We start from the raw sequence: 16,439 nt of genomic DNA on the forward strand, positions 1-16,439 counted from the left end.
CTTCCTTCTTTAATCCATAAAAGATGTTCTGAAACACCTTTTTTTTGTTCTAAAACACCATCAAAATTTTTTAGAAATTTTAAAAACCCGATCTTCTATAAATAACTTATCGTTTACAATTTTTGAGATATGATAAGGGTTTATGCCAACACTGCGGTTAATTCTTTTAAAATGTTTGGAAGGGAAAACCTCTTCAAGGTGCGTCATCGTTGTCCTGAGAATCTGATTTTTACCCGATTTTAAATGTATTTCAACATAAACATGATCAGCCTCGGCAAAAAGGAAATCTTTCGATTGGAAATAATAGATTTGCTTTCCAGTCTCAATTTTAAAAATTGTGTCTTCATTTGCCAAAGCGAGTTTTATCGCAGTAATCAGATTAACACTTTCTACTGGTTTAGAAAGATAGGCTGAAGGTTTCAAATTTGTTATTTTTTCCAGAGTAGCCGGATCAGTAAAAGCAGTGGTAAAAATGAAAGGAAGAGAAATATTTGTATTGATAAAATTAGCCAAATCAAGACCTGTTTTGTGTCCGGAAAGAGAAATATCAATCAGAACAAGATCAAACAGTTTATGCGACAGGAGAATTTTGGCTTCTTCATAGTCATGAGCAATTTCAGACACGAAAACTTTATCCAGCATTTTCTTTAATGACAATGCGATTAAAACTTCGTCTTCTACAATTAAAATTCTGCTGTTATGTTCTCTCATTAGGAAATATTATTTTATAGTTTGCTTTTTCTCTTGTATAATTTCCTTTTAACTGTCTGATCATTCCTTCAATAATTACAAGACCCAAAGAATTATTATTACTCTCAAAATTAGAAACCGTTCCGTTATCTGAATAATTTAATTCTACTTCGTTATTTGTTTTACTAAGCTCAAGATTTATAACAAGCTGATCATTTTCTGTTTTAGCATGCTTTATAGAATTTGTAACCAATTCATTTACAAGTAGTCCAAGAGAAAGAATTTTATCAACATTAAAATAAACCGATTCACTATCATTTATATATCTGAACGTTCTTAATGCACTATTTTGATGGGATTCAATGATTTTGTTGATGTAATTCGAAGCTTCAATTAAATCATTGTCATTATAATTCACACTATACGAATAAAATTCGTGAGCTATGGTTATTGTTTTAATACGCTGATGCAGATCGTCAAATATACTTTTGTAATTTTTATTCTTTGCCTGGTCTTTTTGAAAATCGATCAGACTTAAAATTACAGCCAGATTGTTTTTAACCCGGTGATTCAACTCCTGAACAAGGAACTGTTTCTCTTCTACATTTGTTTTTAGGGTAATATTGTTTTCAGATATTTTTTGCTTTTGGATTTCGATTTTTCTTTTGTTTTTCCTGATTTGCCATGTAAAAAAAGCTAAGATTAGAACCAAAACAAAAAGCGTTGTATTTAGTATTCTTGTGGTTTTTATATCTTTTTTAAGCAATTGCTTTTCAGATCTTTCTTTGTCAAAATTATATTCAATCTCCAGTTCCTTAACTTTAAGATCCCGTTGTTCGCCATTGTATTGTCTGTATAATTCTGAAGCAATTTTATAATAATACAAAGCAGAATCAGCATTGTTTTCTTTTTCTAAAATTTCGCTCTTGGTCTGAAAAACATCGGCCTTATAATTCAAAACATTTGATTTTGACGAAATAGCTATAGCCGAATCAACATATGTGTTAGCCATTTTATAATTATTTCTTGAAAAATAATAATAACTCAAATTGCTATACATTGAAATAATCGCTTCATAATGATTCAGTTGTTTGTATAAATAAAGTGCGCGATTGTAATGCCGTAATTCTAATTCAGGATTTACTTTTCGGTTGCCAAGTCCTAAAATCAGTTCTACAACAGGCATGTTCACTTTATCCTTAACAGATCCTGCATACTTTTTTGCCTGAAGGGCAAGCTCGTATGCCTTTTTTGAAAAGCCATTCACTCTGTAATAGGAAGATTTTCGGATAAGGAAATTAGTGTAATTTTTAAATTTAAATTCCGGATGCCTAACAAGTATTGCTTCGGCTTTCTTTAATTCTGATAAACACGATTTATCAGCATCGTTAATTTCATAAATAAGAGCCCTTTCAACATGAATTTTCAGTTTTTGCTCTTCTGTAATTAGAGGATTGTCTATCAGATTTTGAGAGAGTTTAAAAGCTTCGTCATAAAGCCCAAATTCAGTTAGAATTTTAATCTTTATAACATCCAGGTCGTTTTTTTGTGTATCATTATAAAGTTCCCTGTTTTTGTTAATAATGGCTAAGGCAGTTTTGAAATCAGAGTACACTATTTTCTGTTCAAGATCCTGCTTCAATGATTGAAAAGAATTTTGACCAAAACAAAAAAAATGTATACAAACCAGAAAAAAGCTAAAATAAATTTTCACCATTAAACAAGGATTGGATAAAATTCATATTTAATCCATTAAATAACTATTTATTTACAAATCAAATATAGGATTTTCGTCTAATCCTTAAACCAGAAATGTTCTGAATTATTTATTGTTTGTTCTGAATTTAGGTTTCAAATTAAAATAACATTATCAACGAAGATATTTTAATTTGGTTTAAATGAGATGGAGGAAGAGTTAGTACATATAGTGTTTCATGTATATCATTAGGTATAATTTGGTCAGTTTCTGGATTTAGTAATTATTTATTAAAAAATAAACAATAAAGAATTAATCTGCTAACAGTTTCATAAAAATACCATTAGAATTATAGTTTTGATTTTAATTAATAAAACGTTTTAGTAAGTTTGTCATTCTTTAAAAATGATTACAAAATAATACGGATATGAATAAACGAAAAAGATTTTTGGTACTTATCGCATTGGGAGCAGGATTGTTCTCAGGTTTTTCACAGGCTAAAAAAATTGCTGCTTCAGAAAATGATTTCTATAAGACTGAAATGAATAATCTTCATTCGGCTATTGAAAGTAATTTTCACGATAATGCTTCCGGTTATTATTTTGTGGATTTAGATCCTGCAAAAAGAGAAACGAAATTTGGACATAAAAGAGAGTATAGCTGGTTATGGGCGCTTTGTGCCATGTTTGAAGCTACAAATGAAATTGAAAAAGTAGATAAGAAATCTCATTTAGTGGATAATATTTTTAAAAGCATGCAGCCTTATTACGATCCGGCTCCACCAAAACCCGGTTATGGCGAATATATAGTAAAATTAAGCAAAGGGCAGCGATATTATGATGACAATCAATGGATCGGGATAACTGCTTTAGATATTTATGAAAGGAATGGGAAAAAATCGTATTTAGATTTAGGAAAATCGATGTATGATTTTATGATGACAGCATCAGATAATGCTCTGGGAGGCGGACTTTACTGGAGAGAAAATGATTTTGAAACGAAAAACACCTGTTCAAACGGACCTGGGATTCTTGTCGCCCTTAAAATGTACAAAGCTTTAAAGGATAAAAAGTATCTGGACAACGCACTGAGGATATACAACTGGACAAATGAAAAACTGCAGACACCTGCAGGACTGTTCTATGATAACATCAAAGTTAAAGATGGAACTATCGGAGAAGCAATATTTTCATATAATACAGGTACAATGCTTCAGTCTAATGTTTATCTGTATGAAATAACAGGCGATAAAAAATATCTGGAAAGAGCAGTTAAAATAGCAGACAGTTCCCTTTCTTATTTTTATGGAGGAGATAAGTTCAGAGACGGTTATTGGTTTAATGCTGTTTTACTACGCGGGTATCAACATCTTTTAAAACATAATAAAGATTTAAAATACATTTCCGGATTTAAAAAATGTCTGGATCATGCCTTGAAAGAAAACAAAAACGAAAAGGGATTATTTGCTGCACATGACGGTGTTTATAATTTGGTGGAACATGGCGGAATGCTTGAAATACTGGCAAGATTCGCTTATCTTGAAGACCACTATAAACTGGCAAAATAAAAATATTTAAGTATTAATCGGTTCCTGGAACAGTAAAGCTGTAAGAATTTAGAAAACGCTGTCCATTTACATTTACTAATAAAAAATCATGAATAAACTTCGAATCACAATTTGCATATCATTTTTGTCTTTTTTTTCATTACTGACTCAAAATGCATTTTCTCAGCATCTTGTCGGGGCTAAAAAATCTTTTATTACTAAGAAGTTAATGGGTAAGGTTCAGGAACAAGATGTTTTTCAATATACCCTGCAGAATAAAACCGGAATGCAGGTTCAACTCCTTACTTACGGTGCCGCAATTACCAATATTGTAACACCAGATAAATATAGCAAAATGAGTAGTGTAGTGCTGGGTTTTGATTCTCTTTCCCAATATGCAGGAAGTGAAAATCAGTTGTTAGGATCAACCGTCGGCAGAGTTGCTAATAGGATTTCAGACAAGAAATTCACACTTGACGGAAAGGAATACACACTTTCATCTGATATTCATGGCGGTGTAAATGGTTTTGATAAACGCATATGGAAAGCAAAGGAAATATTAAAAAAGAATGAGCCTGCCGTTGAAATGACTTATTTTAGCCCGGACGGGGAGGAAGGTTTTCCCGGAAATTTACAGATTACAGTTACCTTTACACTTAAAAATAATAATGAATTAGTTATTGATTACAAAGCGTCTACAGATAAAGCAACTCCTCTGGTGCTTACCAATCATACTTATTTTAATCTTTCTGGAGGGAAAGATCCTAAAGCATTAAGTACACAATTAACCGTACTCGCAGACCAGTTTTTAGAATTCGGAGATGGCAGCATGCCGACCGGAAATATCCTGAATGTAAAAGAAACCCCATTTGATTTTACCACATCCAAAACTATCGGAAAAGACATCGAAAAAGTCCAGCAACATACAAACGGCTATGATGTAACTTTTGTTCTTAGAAACCAGACCGGAAAATTAGCTTTGGCAGCAAAAGCTTACGAACCAATAAGCGGCAGGGAAATGGAAGTTTACACCACCGAGCCAGGTGTTGTATTTTATTCCGGAAACTGGCTGAGTGAAAAACTAAAAGGACGCGGTGGTCAGTCCTATACGAAAAATGGGGCATTCTGTTTAGAAACCCAACATTACCCAAACGCTATCAACACACCTCAATTTCCTAACACTGTCCTGCGCCCGGGTCAGAACTTTTCTTCTCAAACAATTTATAAATTTCTTGTTCGTAAGTAAATTAAAAGAAAAAACAGTTAATTTCTATTGGACAAGTTAAGAAAACTTTCGTCTGTAAGCTCGTTTAAAGTAATCAAATTGAGATCAGAAAGGAAGATCAAAGACATCATTACCTGAGTTTTATACTCAATTTCAGTGGAAAAGAAATGAACTACATTATTGGATGGATAAAGAAGGACACATAGTTCTTCAAATGCGAGAGGCCTGCCTTGATTTTCAGAAAGGCAGCTGTATATTTTTGCAGGCAGACGTAATGAATTGGCAGTCATGATATTGGTATTTTATAACTATATACGGAATCTCCCGGAGTACGGTTTTAAAACAGTCTGATTCCAAAAGTTTAAAGCTGTAAAAATGCCGGAACTAACTACTATTGCATATTTTTGTACCGAAGTAACTAATCTCTTAATGTTATACAATGAGCAATACATTTTCTGACAGCGGCCAAATTGGAATAGTATCTACTTTTTCTGAGCTTTTACATACCGATTTCAAGGGAGAAATGAATGCGCTATGTTTGTACAGAAATTTAGATGGAGATTTTAACGAGATTGTAACCAAACTATCTATTAAAGAAAATATAACGGAAGTTTATCCTGAAGATCTAGTTGCACTCCAACTATCAGAAAAGGGGAATATAGCACGGGGAATAATTTTAAATGATTTACAATTATTAGCTGATTTTGGAGCTTCGCCTTCCCTTAATTTACTGAAGTGTTATGAGCGTGATGATGAATTTGATTTCATATCCACTGATGTATATTCGTTTCATGTTGATCGTTCGCCCATTGCAACAGATACTTTTTTATGTACCTATCACGGAGCTGCAAGTGATATTATTTCTAATTCGCAGGCAGAACAAAAAATTTTAATTCCAGAAATCCGTGCAAAACTTAAAGAGCTGTATAATGGAGGAGAGGAAGAATTCGATTTTTTTTTGAAGGAAAATTATTTTGATTTGCATTATCAGTTACATGCAGATGTAGAGCCTGTTAATTTAGGAGTAGGGCATCTTTGGCGGCTGGCAGTAGACCATCCAAAACAACAGGTGCTGCCTTGTATTCACAGAGCACCAATCGAAAGGGAAGGAGAATATCGGTTGTTGTTGATTTGTTAATTTTTTTTTGTGGGGAGAGCAAGACTCTAACTTAAGGTCAGGGGCAACTTCCTGTTTGAACGATTTTTGGCAGCATAAATACTGATAATATCGGTATTAGAACCAAACTCATGAAAAGAATTTAAAAAATCTATCGGAAATTAATTGTTGTAGTGAATGTGTTTTTCAGGTTTCAGCCAATATAGTTTCTGGTAGTAGCTTATGAAATGGACTTCAGCTATTATTCATTTTGAAGCGTTTTTAAAAGGAAATGTGGTATCACAAATGAGTAAGCATTAAAATTTAAACTTCAAACTTCAAAAAATAAATAGCTTATTTTTACCAACAAACTTTTAATAGCGCCATTTATATGCTCGACAAATTGTACATACAAAAATTTCACGAAGATAAGATTGAAAAATACGGTTCGGAAAGTGCCCAAAGTCTGGCTTGGTTCTCTGAAGAAGACCAACTGAAACGTTTTGAAATTTTAGCACAAATAGGCGATTTAAATGATTGTTCTGTATTGGATATTGGTTGTGGGAACGGAGATTTATGCTATTATTTATCACAACATTTTACAAATGTTTCGTATCATGGTATCGATATGATTCCTGCTTTTTTAGACAATGCCATTGAAAAAACCAAAGATTTTCCAGATACCACATTTTATCTAGGTGATTTCATGCAAGGTCAATTAACTGTAGTTGATTATGTATTCGTTTCTGGTTCACTCAACTATAAAAACAGTGACCCTGATTTTATTTTTAAAGTTATAGCTCATTTATATGCCCATTGCAATATTGCTTTAGGGTTTAATTTGTTAAGCAAAACGGTAAACCCAGATGGAATTTTAATGGCTTATTCGCCTAAAACGATTACCGATTTTTGTATAACACTATCCAATACTGTTGTTGTAAAGGAAAATTATGTTGAAGGGGATTTTACAGTGATGGTGTATAAGTAACTTTTTAATCAATTAGGATTCCTCGGGGCTCTACATTAGCGTATTTTATTATTTGCATAAAGGTAAAGCCTATCTGAATCAAACTAGGACTATGAGATTGAGAGGCTGAGAACTTGAGCTAATGGTGAAGGTTTGGACCAATCTCAACAATAACTACTTTTTAATTTTCAATAAAGCAATAACTTTAGGCAACTGGTAGGCATAGATTGTTATGTCTAAACCTGCACTGGTGTCTACTTTGGGATTTAAAGTATTACCAAATATCTACTCCGTCGGGTTACAAAATAAGCTTCTTCAATTGTTTTTCCTTGTATTTTGTTGACATGACTTTTAATTTTAAAAAATAAAAATCACAACTTTTTACAATTGTAGTTTTTGTTTCTTCTCTTTGTGTTTCTTCTCTTGTCTTTGTGAGCACGGAAAGCATTTCCGCTATCCTGTTTAAATTCATCTGGCAACATTTTAGAAAAGTATAAAAAAGTAAAAGCCTAAACATTTTAATATGTCTAGGCTTTTTTATGTCCTAAAGATCTTTCTCCAAATCTCTTAGTTTAGCGGAAGGATCACCTCTTCTTATTTCAGTTACATGTAGTCTTTTATTCGGATGTATTTGTGGCATTTGCACTTTTTGAGGATCTTGATATGTGTCTTGTCTGGCACCAATATAAACTTTGTTATGTTCATATAAACCTACTTTTGGCTTAGTGTCCATCTGATGATAACTCCCTTTAGGAATAATCAAATGCTCCAAAATAATTTTGAGTATCGCTATTGCCAATCTTACTTCAGCTATGAAATGAGCCCAATGTACAGCTGTAGTAGTATGATTATTGTCCTGAAGGTAGGCGTCAATATTCGCAGGAAGTGTAAAACCTGAAACATTAGACGCTTTTAAAGCAACAAGAAGTTTAGGACAATAAAGAGGAACTAACATCCCCTTTGCCAGACTGAGTATATGATCCTTGATCCATGCTGGAGTCATAACTTTCACAAAACTCATCATTCCTGCATGCATATTAAATTCTCTTCGTGAAGCAGTGGTTGGCAGTCCCAGATTTCTATCTGCAGTCATAGGGATAGCTTTGGCAACTAAGTCTGCATGAAGCACTGCCTGTGCATTTCTTACATGGTCTTGTGAATATACAGAAAATAGTCCTGAAAGTCTAGCTATCAGTAATGGGTAAAAAGCAGCAAGTCCGGGGCTAACTGCAGCAGGCTGGGGAATGTGTGCTTTCAATCCCTCATTTATTCGTTTAAAAACAACCTCATCATTAAATATTCGGTTGTCTCCAGGATCGGGTCCTAATTGCTGTAGTTTGCTTGCTGTGGCGATATCGGTTGCAAAAAAATATAAGTTGTGTTAGCGATTGAAGGATTATACCCTTGAGAAAAAGGCGCATAACAGATTCCGTTGAAATTTGTGTTCATAGTTTAAGTGTTTTTAAGTTATTAATAATTATAGATTTAATGTTATTTCAAGATTATCGGCGACCGATTATTTCTTCCAGATGTGCTTTGATTAATGCTGCCCGGTCAGTCTGTTCCTGATTATCAAAAGGACCAGCAAATTTTTGATCAAAAAAGGTCCAAAATTGACCAGACATAGGACTTTGCAGGAAGTACCTGTCAATCATGTCAAGTGCCTGAGCATCGTTTATAATATCATCAACATAATTTGCAAATTTCCCCATGGCAGAAAGCCCAAGATCAGACCGCAATGAATCAATGCGGATCGAATTGAGTAAATTACCACCACTTGGAGTGGCAAGACCATTCACCAGATTTCTAAAAGCTGCAGATTGAAGATAGTTTACTTTTACCCATGGATAAGTAGTTGAATTAACCATATGCCAGAATATATTTTCCTGTCTTTGATTGGCAAAATTTGTAGGTTGTGCTTTCCAATTGAATATCCACCATTTTTCTATTACATTTCGGCTGTTTGAAGCGGGTAATGTCGGATTTCCAAAACCAGCTCCGGGCTTATTACCCAGCCAGTATGCTCTAAACTCTGAGCGATAGGCATTTCCGACATCACCTTCCTTACCGTTAATATCATTAATAATTGCTTCCTGAAAATCTCCATCGTGACGGTCAGCAACATGCTGTATTTCATGCATAAGTATGATACTAAGTATTTCATGATTTAAAGGGTTGTTCATAAAGACTCTAATATTCATTCCTTCTGCATGTGCTGTTTCGTGAGAACTACGAATTATTACTCCTGGATCTGTAGCTCGCAGGCCTTCTGCTGCTTTTCTTGAAGATCCTATGTTAGGATAAGCAACATTATCATCAAAGAACAGTTCTCCTTTTAAAGCCTCCTGCGGAACCTGTGGCCAGAATTTTTTCATTTCGGCAGGAGGTTTTAATATGGTACTAACTGTTGGAGTCATAGCAAAAACTACTAATCGCTGACTTAAGAATTCTTTTGTATTGGTCAGAATTGCTTCAACGGGTAGTCCAATATGTGGGATTTGAGCAAGATTAAGCAAATCTCCGGGACTATTAATTATGGCATATAGAGTTTGTTGGTTTTGTACATGAAGCTGTTGTATTTCCTGAACTTTTTGATTCCATTCTGCTACATTTTTTGCCCTTCCTTCTTCTTCATGGTCTATCAGTAAGTAAAGTGAGGGATCTGTTTGTGCACCTGGAAGTGCTTCTCCAATTCTTTGTACAGTAGTATTTTCCAGAGATGATTGATTTTTAGATTCTTTATTTTTAACCTGATGGATTCCTGTACCGGCTTTTCCCCCCATAACATCAGCTTCTTTTTCCAGTCCCTTATCATCGTTGATATTCACTTTGCCTTTCATTTGCAAAGTAGGTTTTACTCTTCCTTGCTTTTGTTGGACTACATGCCAGGCTTCATGTGGTAAATGTTTTTCCTGACCTGAAGCCAGATGTATTTCTGAACCTTGTGCGTAAGCATGAGCATTAAGTTTGGCGGGTTTGTCTGAATTGTAATGTACTTTCACATCATCCATAGCATGACCAGACAGGTTTTCTATTCCTGATTTTAAGTTATCAGGTAAGCCTGTGTTATTTGCTTTTTTTTGTAAAATGGATGAAGGACGGTTATCTTGAAGGTATACTGCTTTGGTTTGAAATGTTTTTGGCGTCAAACCATTGTTTTTATTTATCCTATCGTGTGTGTGTTCCATAATACTTTTTTAATCTTTATAGTTATTTTGGAGGATACAATTACAAAATTGTCGTCTAATCTTCAATAAGAAATCGATCGTTGCCTGTGCGTAGTTTGAAAACGGCATCTTTTAATTTTTCTGAAAATATGAGTACCAAATTATTGAATACTTCTTCTCCTTGTTCATGGGTTTCTATGGGAGCATCGATGCTTTTTCCATGAACTAATTCCATGAATTCGATGTCAACTCCGGAGTCGTTTAATGCCATTAGATTCACTATTTGGGATGCATTTATTTTTTGTTTTCCTACTTTGCCTAATCCTGCATAGTCTTTTTTCTCGACGTCTTTAGGCAAATCGGTACCTTTCATACCAGTTACTAAAAGAAAAGTACTTTTATTTATTGCGGCGGCTATTACTTGTCTTGGTGTTGTTTCTCCTAGCTTTATGCTGACAGTACGATTTAATGATTTAGCGATGAATAAATCGACATTTTGAATAAATTGTTCGATGATCTCATCTGATATTGTACCAATGCCCATTAAAGGGTATGCTAAACGAGGCCCTGTACTTCCAATTGGGTTAAGCGGAACCGCATCTCCACCTACTGTTCCGTGTGTTTTTTCGTTTATTGCGTCTGCTTTTGAATCATGGTGTCGCAATCCCATCTTGTTGGCATACATGAATTTTATATCATCTGCCGAAAAAAGTTGCACGGGTTTTACGGTGCTAAAATTTGTGGTGACCTCTTGTTCTTTTTTTTGTAAAATAGAGGTTGGTCGGTTGTCTTGGAGTGCAATGACTTTATTTTGAATTGTTTTTTTTTCTAAATTATGAGAAACGGGTTGGAATTTTTGTTCGCTTTTTATATTGCGTGAGTGTTCCATAATGTTTTTGTTTTGTTTTTTCTTATTTTTTTTAGTAATTCCTTCGATTAGCTGTCTGATTCTGATTGTTCTGACTCTGATTCTTTACTTTTATTTCTTTTCTTTTTTCTTTTCTTTTTGGGAGGTTTTTTGCTTACGTTTTCTGATACTGATGCTAATCCTGGCTCTGATCCGGAATCTGATTCTGATTCTGTAATTTTTTTTCTTTTCTTTTTAGGTTTCTTTTTAGGCGATTTTTTGGTTACATTTTCTGATCCTGATTCTGACTCTGATACTTTAAATTCTTTTCTTTCTCTTTTTTCCAAATATGATTTCTTTTCTTTTCCAGGTTCTATTTCGCCCTCTTCTCTTTCTTGAAAATGACGATTTTGATGGTTAACAATAATCGTGTTGGGACCAGCCACTCTGTCGTCTGGGTGTCTGGAATTTTGATAAACAACCCTCACCCCACGATTGATTCCTAGTGCATTAAGTATTATTCGTATAATGGCGGGTGAGGCAACGAGCATTTCACCTATTGCAAATCCACGTTGTTTCATTTGGAGACGAATAGCCACAAGCTCTCCAATATTGGCATTGCGTCCTAATCCTGGCCGTGCAATGGCATTAATCAGACAATTATTGACCCTCAACAAATTAGATAAATAAAGTTGTTCTTTTCTACCCAATGACTCTTCTTTTTCTTCTATGATTTCTTTTTTACTTTCTTTCCCCCTTTTTTTATAGGAACTAGAACTGCTTTCCTCTTTTTCATCGTCTTCACTTTCGCTGGCAGGATCGAGTAGTTTGTTAAAATAGGGAGGATCGTCTGTAGAGCTAAAGGAAGTGACTAATATACCTGCTTTTTGTAATTTTTTGATGGATTCATCCATTAGCTCTGGTGAACCATAGGTGTTTTGAAAATAAACATGGAAACGAGCGAATTTATATTTTTTCTGTAATTCAATGATTTCATGTAGACAATTTTGGCTTTTGTTTTTCTTTTTGGTGCTGTGTCTAGCGCAGAAAAAATTATTGATAGTCAAATTGATTCTAACTTGGTTTGTTTTGATTTCATTTTTTTCAATATAGGCTTCTAGTTGTTCCAACAAACCGTCTTCTGCATGGAAGTTGGCATCAATTTGACGGTCTTGAAAATGTATTTTTTCTGAATTTCCTATTAAAGTTAGTTTACCTAGTGTAACACTTGAAAAATTGAATGTTTTTAATGCCTCTTCAGAATCGGAATCGGCATCACGATTTACTTTGCTAGGAATGAGGGGACCGTGATTGGAATCTGAGGTACTTGAAGTTTTGCCAAATGTGGGTTGAAATCCTTCCCCTTTAAGGTAACCTATAATGTAGTTATATACTGTACTGGCATATTGTGCCCGACCTTTGCTTTTTTCGTATTGATTGACCCAATATGTTATGCGTTCATGAGCGGCTTCTTCAAAAATTGCTTCAAGAGCTTCTATGAGCGCTTCACGGTTTTCATATCGCCCTGCATTGTATGAAATTTTTCTCTGAATGGTGGCTAATTTTGTATTTAGGGTATTGTTTTTTTGTAAAATGGAAGATGGCCGATTGTCTTGTAGATATACTCCTTTGGTTTGAACGGTTTTTGGCGTCAGACTAGGTTGTTTGTTTTTATTTATTTTATTGTGGTGCTCCATTGTGTTTCTTATTCTTCTTGTTTCACCATGTGATCTTCAACTAAAATGGGTAACTCTTTGTATTCATGGTTAAATTCGTCCCGATTAATAAGTACATAATTTTTAGTGTCGCTTTGTTGCATTTCTTCTTCAATATGTTCTACATGGTCAAATCCTATTTTCCAAACGCCTATTCTATCATGAGCAAAACTGGCTGCATTGTCCATTTCATAAGACCTTAATTTACTGGTGTCCGTTCTACTTGCACCGCCAATTTTTGCGGCATACATATTTAGAACGTCAATATTAGAACCAAACACATGGAAAGAATTTAAAAATCTATCGAAAATTAATTGTTGTAGTGAATGTTTTTTCCAGGTTTCAACCAATATAAGAAACAACTTTTCAGTTTCTGGTAGCAACTTATGAATTTGTATGATTTGGGCTGTAACGAATTTTGGGAGGGTTTTAAACTCTTCATTATGCATATAGGCTTCAGCTAATCTGTTTGCTTCCAGTGTGTGGGTTTTGCAGGTTACCAACAAAGTTTGTAATTCAGCTTTTAAATCTATCAACTGTTCTCCAGACAGTTTTTGTGAAGTCCATTGGGTCCAGCCTTGTTCAAACTCATTTTTAGCATCATCAACATATTGAATGCTTTCTGCTATTCTTAAATACAAAGCATCCCCTAGGATTCTTTGATCTTGAGCAGTGTCTTTTACAGCATTTTCTTTGGATGATTTTGTTTCTCTAATTCGAAATTTATCTTCTGTCCAATAGCCTCCGCCAACTTCTCTTGCTGCTATATCCTTTTCTTGAGAACGTCTATTATTACTTTCTGTATGATGCTCTCCAACAACATTGAGTTTTCCTGCCTCTAGTTTTTGGAGCTGAAACACAGATGGAGTAGGAGTAATCAAGTCTTTTTTTGGTAATTGTGCAATCTGTTTAGGTCTGTTGTCCACTAACTGAAAAGTAGATACGCCATTGCCTTGCTTTTTTGAAATAGCATTTGCAGCGGATTGGCTTTTATTATCTTGCCTAATATCAGCGTGTGTATTCATACTTTTTTTAGGTTTTGGTTTATTGCCTACTGCATTTAAGTCCCGCGTTTTCAGAGCCGCACTTTGTTTAGTTTTCGACTGATCGTGTTATCCCACCAATAATTGCGTGGGGAAGCTGATTCCTTAAAGAATTTCTGACAGTACTGACTGGTAGCGTATGCATAGCATAAATAACCACGTCAAATCCAGCGTTACCATTTCTCTGGGCAGAGCCTCCATTTCCTCCGGGAATATTGTCAATTGCATCATCTATCTCTTCTCTGCTTACACCATTTACTACAAGACGAAATGTATTTGATCTGGCTCCAATACGTTGTATCGATTTCTCTTGATAATTGTCGACTTTTCTTTGAAGAGTAATGTTAGTATTATCGATTAGTTTTTTTTGAACTGCTGTTTTAGCTCTATTGTCCACAAACTGAAATGTAGATTTGCCGTTACTCTTTTTCTGAGCGACCACAGATGCTGGCTGGCTTTTTTTTTCTTGTGTTTTGTCTGTATAAGCTTTCATTTTTTTTTAGATTTATTCTCATTTTCTTTTGAAAAAGAAGCCTCTTACTACTTAGGTGTCAAAAAAAGCTAGTGTTAACACTTAATGATTTTTTATCAAATTTTTTATTTAGCAGCTTTTACTGCCTCTTCTGCAGCTCTTTTTTCTTGTAATCGCTCACGTTCTGCAGCTTGTTTTGCACCTCTTTTTCCATCTTTTTTTGCCCGAGCGGCTGCATGCTGTTTACTTTTTACATTTCCATGACCTGGGTCTTTTCTAGCCATTCCTGTGCCTGAAGCTTTTTTAGGATGTAATTGTGCTACATTTTTTTCACTATTAGATGTTGCATCTCCTATTTTTCTTTACAAAACAGATTTTGGACGATTATCCACAATTACCTTTGAATCCGTACCATTATTTTTGTTTTGAATAACAGAGTTAGTAACTGTAGTACTTTTATTTTCTTTTGATTTGTCTATTTGTTCATACATATTTGGAATCTTTTTAGTCGTTATTTTCCTTTTTTTGTAATTAATCGAATTAATTTTGCTCTAGCTTTTATTCATGTCTTAGCAATCGGTTTTCTTTAGAACCTATTTTAAGGTTACTTTTAGAGAGTCATTAAATTTCGCTAATAGCTTTTCAAACTCAACTTGTTCAGCTTGTCTTTTATGCTCATTTATTGCCCGTTCAATTTTTAGTTCGACAATTCCTACAACGGCTTTTTTGACTGTTTCTCCCAAACTGGAAATACTATGAAATTCACGTAATGCTTTTTCAATTTCTTTTGGGGCTTGAGCCACTTTAGGTGTAGCTACAGCTTTAGCAGGTACTGTTATATTATAGTTATTTTCAAATACTGTGCGGCTGCCTACTTTTCCTGTAGTTGGATCAATAACGACAGATTTACCACCAAAAAAATCTTCATGTGGTTCAACTACCAGCCAAGCATGTCCTTCACCATCGTCTTTATCATATCCTCCTTCCATTGTGGTCGAGATTCCCAATTCCGCTAATACCAGATGAAAAAATGCCGCTTTTTCCCAACAAGTTGCTGCATTACCATGTAACATAACACCCAATCCTCTTTCTCGACGTACCGTACCATCAGCAACAGGTTGTCTGTGTTCATTAAGCGCATCTATTTTTCCTTGACGATTATAAGGAATTCCCTTATGCACATGTTCCATAGCATGTGTAAATTTTTCTCCCAGACTGACATTTGCATGTTTGGCTGCAGAACCTTTTTCAAATTGCCCTTCTAGATAAGCATCAGCATCCGGATTAACTCTTAGACGGGTTTTGCCAGAGGGCGTTTCAAAGTGCCTTTCGTCTTCAGCTACCATATTTACATTTGTACCAAGACGCTGTATTACGGGAACAGATACATTGCTGCTTTTTGCCTGGACAACTTGTTCAACTTCTGAATTATTAGTCAGGATTTCTTGATGCGCTTTCAACTGCATCTCCTGAGGAGAGTAGTTTGTTGGTGTTTGTTGTTTATTTTGTGTCAGATCTTCCAATGGCTTACTTGTAAATTGATAAGCTTTCGCCCCCATAACATCAGCTTCTTTCTCCAATCCTGCATCATCATTCACATTGACTTTTCCTTTCATTTGCATAGTAGGTTTCACGCGCCCCTGTTTTTGTTGCACTACATGCCAGGCTTCATGTGGTAAATGTTTTTCCTGACCTGAAGCCAGATGTATTTCTGAACCTTGTGCGTAAGCATGGGCATTGAATTGTGAGGGTTTATCAGAATTGTAATGTACTTTCACATCATCCATAGCATGACCAGAAAGATTTTCTATTCCCGATTTTAAGTTATCAGGTAAACCAGTGTTATTGGCTTTTTTTTGTATTAAAGGACGATTATCACTAAATACTTTTCCTTTATTTCCTACAACATTGGCTGCTGCTTGTCCACTGTCATCTTTTTTTTGCTGAGTAGTATCTTTTATTGATTCATTCATAA

17 protein-coding genes are annotated in these 16,439 nt (G+C 34.7%); 4 read left to right on the forward strand and 13 right to left on the reverse strand.

From position 1 onward, the window contains the following. Nucleotides 1-60: 60 nt before the first annotated feature. The gene (locus tag DMB68_RS06485; RefSeq protein ID WP_110345805.1) at nt 61-711 is read right to left on the reverse strand and encodes a response regulator transcription factor; all 651 of its coding nucleotides are present in this window, start codon (nt 709-711) and stop codon (nt 61-63) included. Next, nucleotides 698-2,332: a sensor histidine kinase gene (locus DMB68_RS06490; protein ID WP_165830101.1), complete on the reverse strand. Its 1,635-nt coding sequence runs from the start codon at nt 2,330-2,332 to the stop codon at nt 698-700. The genes DMB68_RS06485 and DMB68_RS06490 overlap by 14 nt, the downstream gene beginning before the upstream one ends. A 481-nt stretch (nt 2,333-2,813) precedes the next feature. Between DMB68_RS06490 and DMB68_RS06495 the strand changes: the two genes are divergently transcribed. Next, nucleotides 2,814-3,953: a glycoside hydrolase family 76 protein gene (locus DMB68_RS06495; protein WP_110345807.1), complete on the forward strand. Its 1,140-nt coding sequence runs from the start codon at nt 2,814-2,816 to the stop codon at nt 3,951-3,953. Between the two features lie 88 nt (nt 3,954-4,041). After that, nucleotides 4,042-5,178, forward strand: coding sequence for an aldose epimerase family protein (locus DMB68_RS06500; RefSeq protein WP_110345808.1), 1,137 nt, complete (start codon nt 4,042-4,044; stop codon nt 5,176-5,178). A 17-nt stretch (nt 5,179-5,195) separates the two neighbouring features. Here DMB68_RS06500 and DMB68_RS23235 read toward each other — a convergent pair whose 3' ends face one another. Continuing rightward, nucleotides 5,196-5,447 (reverse strand): hypothetical protein, encoded by a 252-nt coding sequence (locus DMB68_RS23235; RefSeq protein ID WP_124019395.1) that lies wholly within the window; start codon nt 5,445-5,447, stop codon nt 5,196-5,198. A gap of 149 nt (nt 5,448-5,596) precedes the next feature. On the opposite strand from DMB68_RS23235, the gene DMB68_RS06505 reads away from it, so the two are divergent. Both DMB68_RS06505 and DMB68_RS06510 read left to right on the forward strand, forming a co-directional pair. Continuing rightward, a complete protein-coding gene (locus DMB68_RS06505) occupies nt 5,597-6,295 on the forward strand; it encodes a DUF1826 domain-containing protein (protein WP_110345809.1) in 699 nt (232 codons plus the stop codon). A 349-nt stretch (nt 6,296-6,644) separates the two neighbouring features. Next, entirely contained in the window at nt 6,645-7,241 is a 597-nt protein-coding gene (locus DMB68_RS06510) for a class I SAM-dependent methyltransferase (RefSeq protein WP_110345810.1), read from the forward strand. Between the two features lie 523 nt (nt 7,242-7,764). Here the strand turns inward: DMB68_RS06510 and DMB68_RS06515 are convergent. From DMB68_RS06515 to DMB68_RS06545, 10 genes are all read right to left on the reverse strand, one after another. Further along, on the reverse strand, nt 7,765-8,313 hold the full coding sequence (locus tag DMB68_RS06515; RefSeq protein ID WP_124019396.1) for a hypothetical protein: 549 nt from the start codon (nt 8,311-8,313) through the stop codon (nt 7,765-7,767). A 230-nt stretch (nt 8,314-8,543) separates the two neighbouring features. Then, nucleotides 8,544-8,669: a hypothetical protein gene (locus tag DMB68_RS23715; protein WP_262510109.1), complete on the reverse strand. Its 126-nt coding sequence runs from the start codon at nt 8,667-8,669 to the stop codon at nt 8,544-8,546. 53 nt (nt 8,670-8,722) lie between these two features. Then, nucleotides 8,723-10,408, reverse strand: a complete 1,686-nt coding sequence (locus tag DMB68_RS06520) for an eCIS core domain-containing protein (protein WP_110345812.1) — start codon at nt 10,406-10,408, stop codon at nt 8,723-8,725. Between the two features lie 55 nt (nt 10,409-10,463). Then, entirely contained in the window at nt 10,464-11,276 is an 813-nt protein-coding gene (locus DMB68_RS06525; RefSeq protein WP_110345813.1) for a hypothetical protein, read from the reverse strand. A gap of 47 nt (nt 11,277-11,323) precedes the next feature. Continuing rightward, nucleotides 11,324-12,931 (reverse strand): hypothetical protein, encoded by a 1,608-nt coding sequence (locus DMB68_RS06530; RefSeq protein ID WP_110345814.1) that lies wholly within the window; start codon nt 12,929-12,931, stop codon nt 11,324-11,326. 8 nt (nt 12,932-12,939) lie between these two features. Then, nucleotides 12,940-13,974, reverse strand: a complete 1,035-nt coding sequence (locus DMB68_RS06535) for a hypothetical protein (protein WP_110345815.1) — start codon at nt 13,972-13,974, stop codon at nt 12,940-12,942. A gap of 67 nt (nt 13,975-14,041) precedes the next feature. Further along, nucleotides 14,042-14,389: a hypothetical protein gene (locus DMB68_RS06540; RefSeq protein WP_124019397.1), complete on the reverse strand. Its 348-nt coding sequence runs from the start codon at nt 14,387-14,389 to the stop codon at nt 14,042-14,044. Between the two features lie 200 nt (nt 14,390-14,589). Continuing rightward, nucleotides 14,590-14,748 (reverse strand): hypothetical protein, encoded by a 159-nt coding sequence (locus tag DMB68_RS23340; protein ID WP_165830102.1) that lies wholly within the window; start codon nt 14,746-14,748, stop codon nt 14,590-14,592. Between the two features lie 78 nt (nt 14,749-14,826). Further along, complete coding sequence (locus tag DMB68_RS23720; protein WP_262510110.1) at nt 14,827-14,955, reverse strand: hypothetical protein; 129 nt, start codon at nt 14,953-14,955, stop codon at nt 14,827-14,829. Nucleotides 14,956-15,057: 102 nt separating this feature from the next. Then, on the reverse strand, nt 15,058-16,437 hold the full coding sequence (locus DMB68_RS06545) for an eCIS core domain-containing protein (protein WP_110345817.1): 1,380 nt from the start codon (nt 16,435-16,437) through the stop codon (nt 15,058-15,060). Nucleotides 16,438-16,439 lie beyond the last annotated feature (2 nt).

The organism is Flavobacterium hydrophilum (assembly GCF_003202405.1).
Lineage (GTDB): Bacteria > Bacteroidota > Bacteroidia > Flavobacteriales > Flavobacteriaceae > Flavobacterium > Flavobacterium hydrophilum.

Coding starts and splice junctions, on each gene's coding strand:
- DMB68_RS06515 (WP_124019396.1), bottom strand. CDS start 8,313: ATGACTGCAGATAGAAATCTGGGACTGCCAACCACTGCTTCACGAAGA.
- DMB68_RS23720 (WP_262510110.1), bottom strand. CDS start 14,955: ATGTATGAACAAATAGACAAATCAAAAGAAAATAAAAGTACTACAGTT.
- DMB68_RS06525 (WP_110345813.1), bottom strand. CDS start 11,276: ATGGAACACTCACGCAATATAAAAAGCGAACAAAAATTCCAACCCGTT.
- DMB68_RS06495 (WP_110345807.1), top strand. CDS start 2,814: ATGAATAAACGAAAAAGATTTTTGGTACTTATCGCATTGGGAGCAGGA.
- DMB68_RS06485 (WP_110345805.1), bottom strand. CDS start 711: ATGAGAGAACATAACAGCAGAATTTTAATTGTAGAAGACGAAGTTTTA.
- DMB68_RS06505 (WP_110345809.1), top strand. CDS start 5,597: ATGAGCAATACATTTTCTGACAGCGGCCAAATTGGAATAGTATCTACT.
- DMB68_RS06530 (WP_110345814.1), bottom strand. CDS start 12,931: ATGGAGCACCACAATAAAATAAATAAAAACAAACAACCTAGTCTGACG.
- DMB68_RS23715 (WP_262510109.1), bottom strand. CDS start 8,669: ATGAACACAAATTTCAACGGAATCTGTTATGCGCCTTTTTCTCAAGGG.
- DMB68_RS06520 (WP_110345812.1), bottom strand. CDS start 10,408: ATGGAACACACACACGATAGGATAAATAAAAACAATGGTTTGACGCCA.
- DMB68_RS23235 (WP_124019395.1), bottom strand. CDS start 5,447: ATGACTGCCAATTCATTACGTCTGCCTGCAAAAATATACAGCTGCCTT.
- DMB68_RS06545 (WP_110345817.1), bottom strand. CDS start 16,437: ATGAATGAATCAATAAAAGATACTACTCAGCAAAAAAAAGATGACAGT.
- DMB68_RS06535 (WP_110345815.1), bottom strand. CDS start 13,974: ATGAATACACACGCTGATATTAGGCAAGATAATAAAAGCCAATCCGCT.
- DMB68_RS23340 (WP_165830102.1), bottom strand. CDS start 14,748: ATGGCTAGAAAAGACCCAGGTCATGGAAATGTAAAAAGTAAACAGCAT.
- DMB68_RS06500 (WP_110345808.1), top strand. CDS start 4,042: ATGAATAAACTTCGAATCACAATTTGCATATCATTTTTGTCTTTTTTT.
- DMB68_RS06510 (WP_110345810.1), top strand. CDS start 6,645: ATGCTCGACAAATTGTACATACAAAAATTTCACGAAGATAAGATTGAA.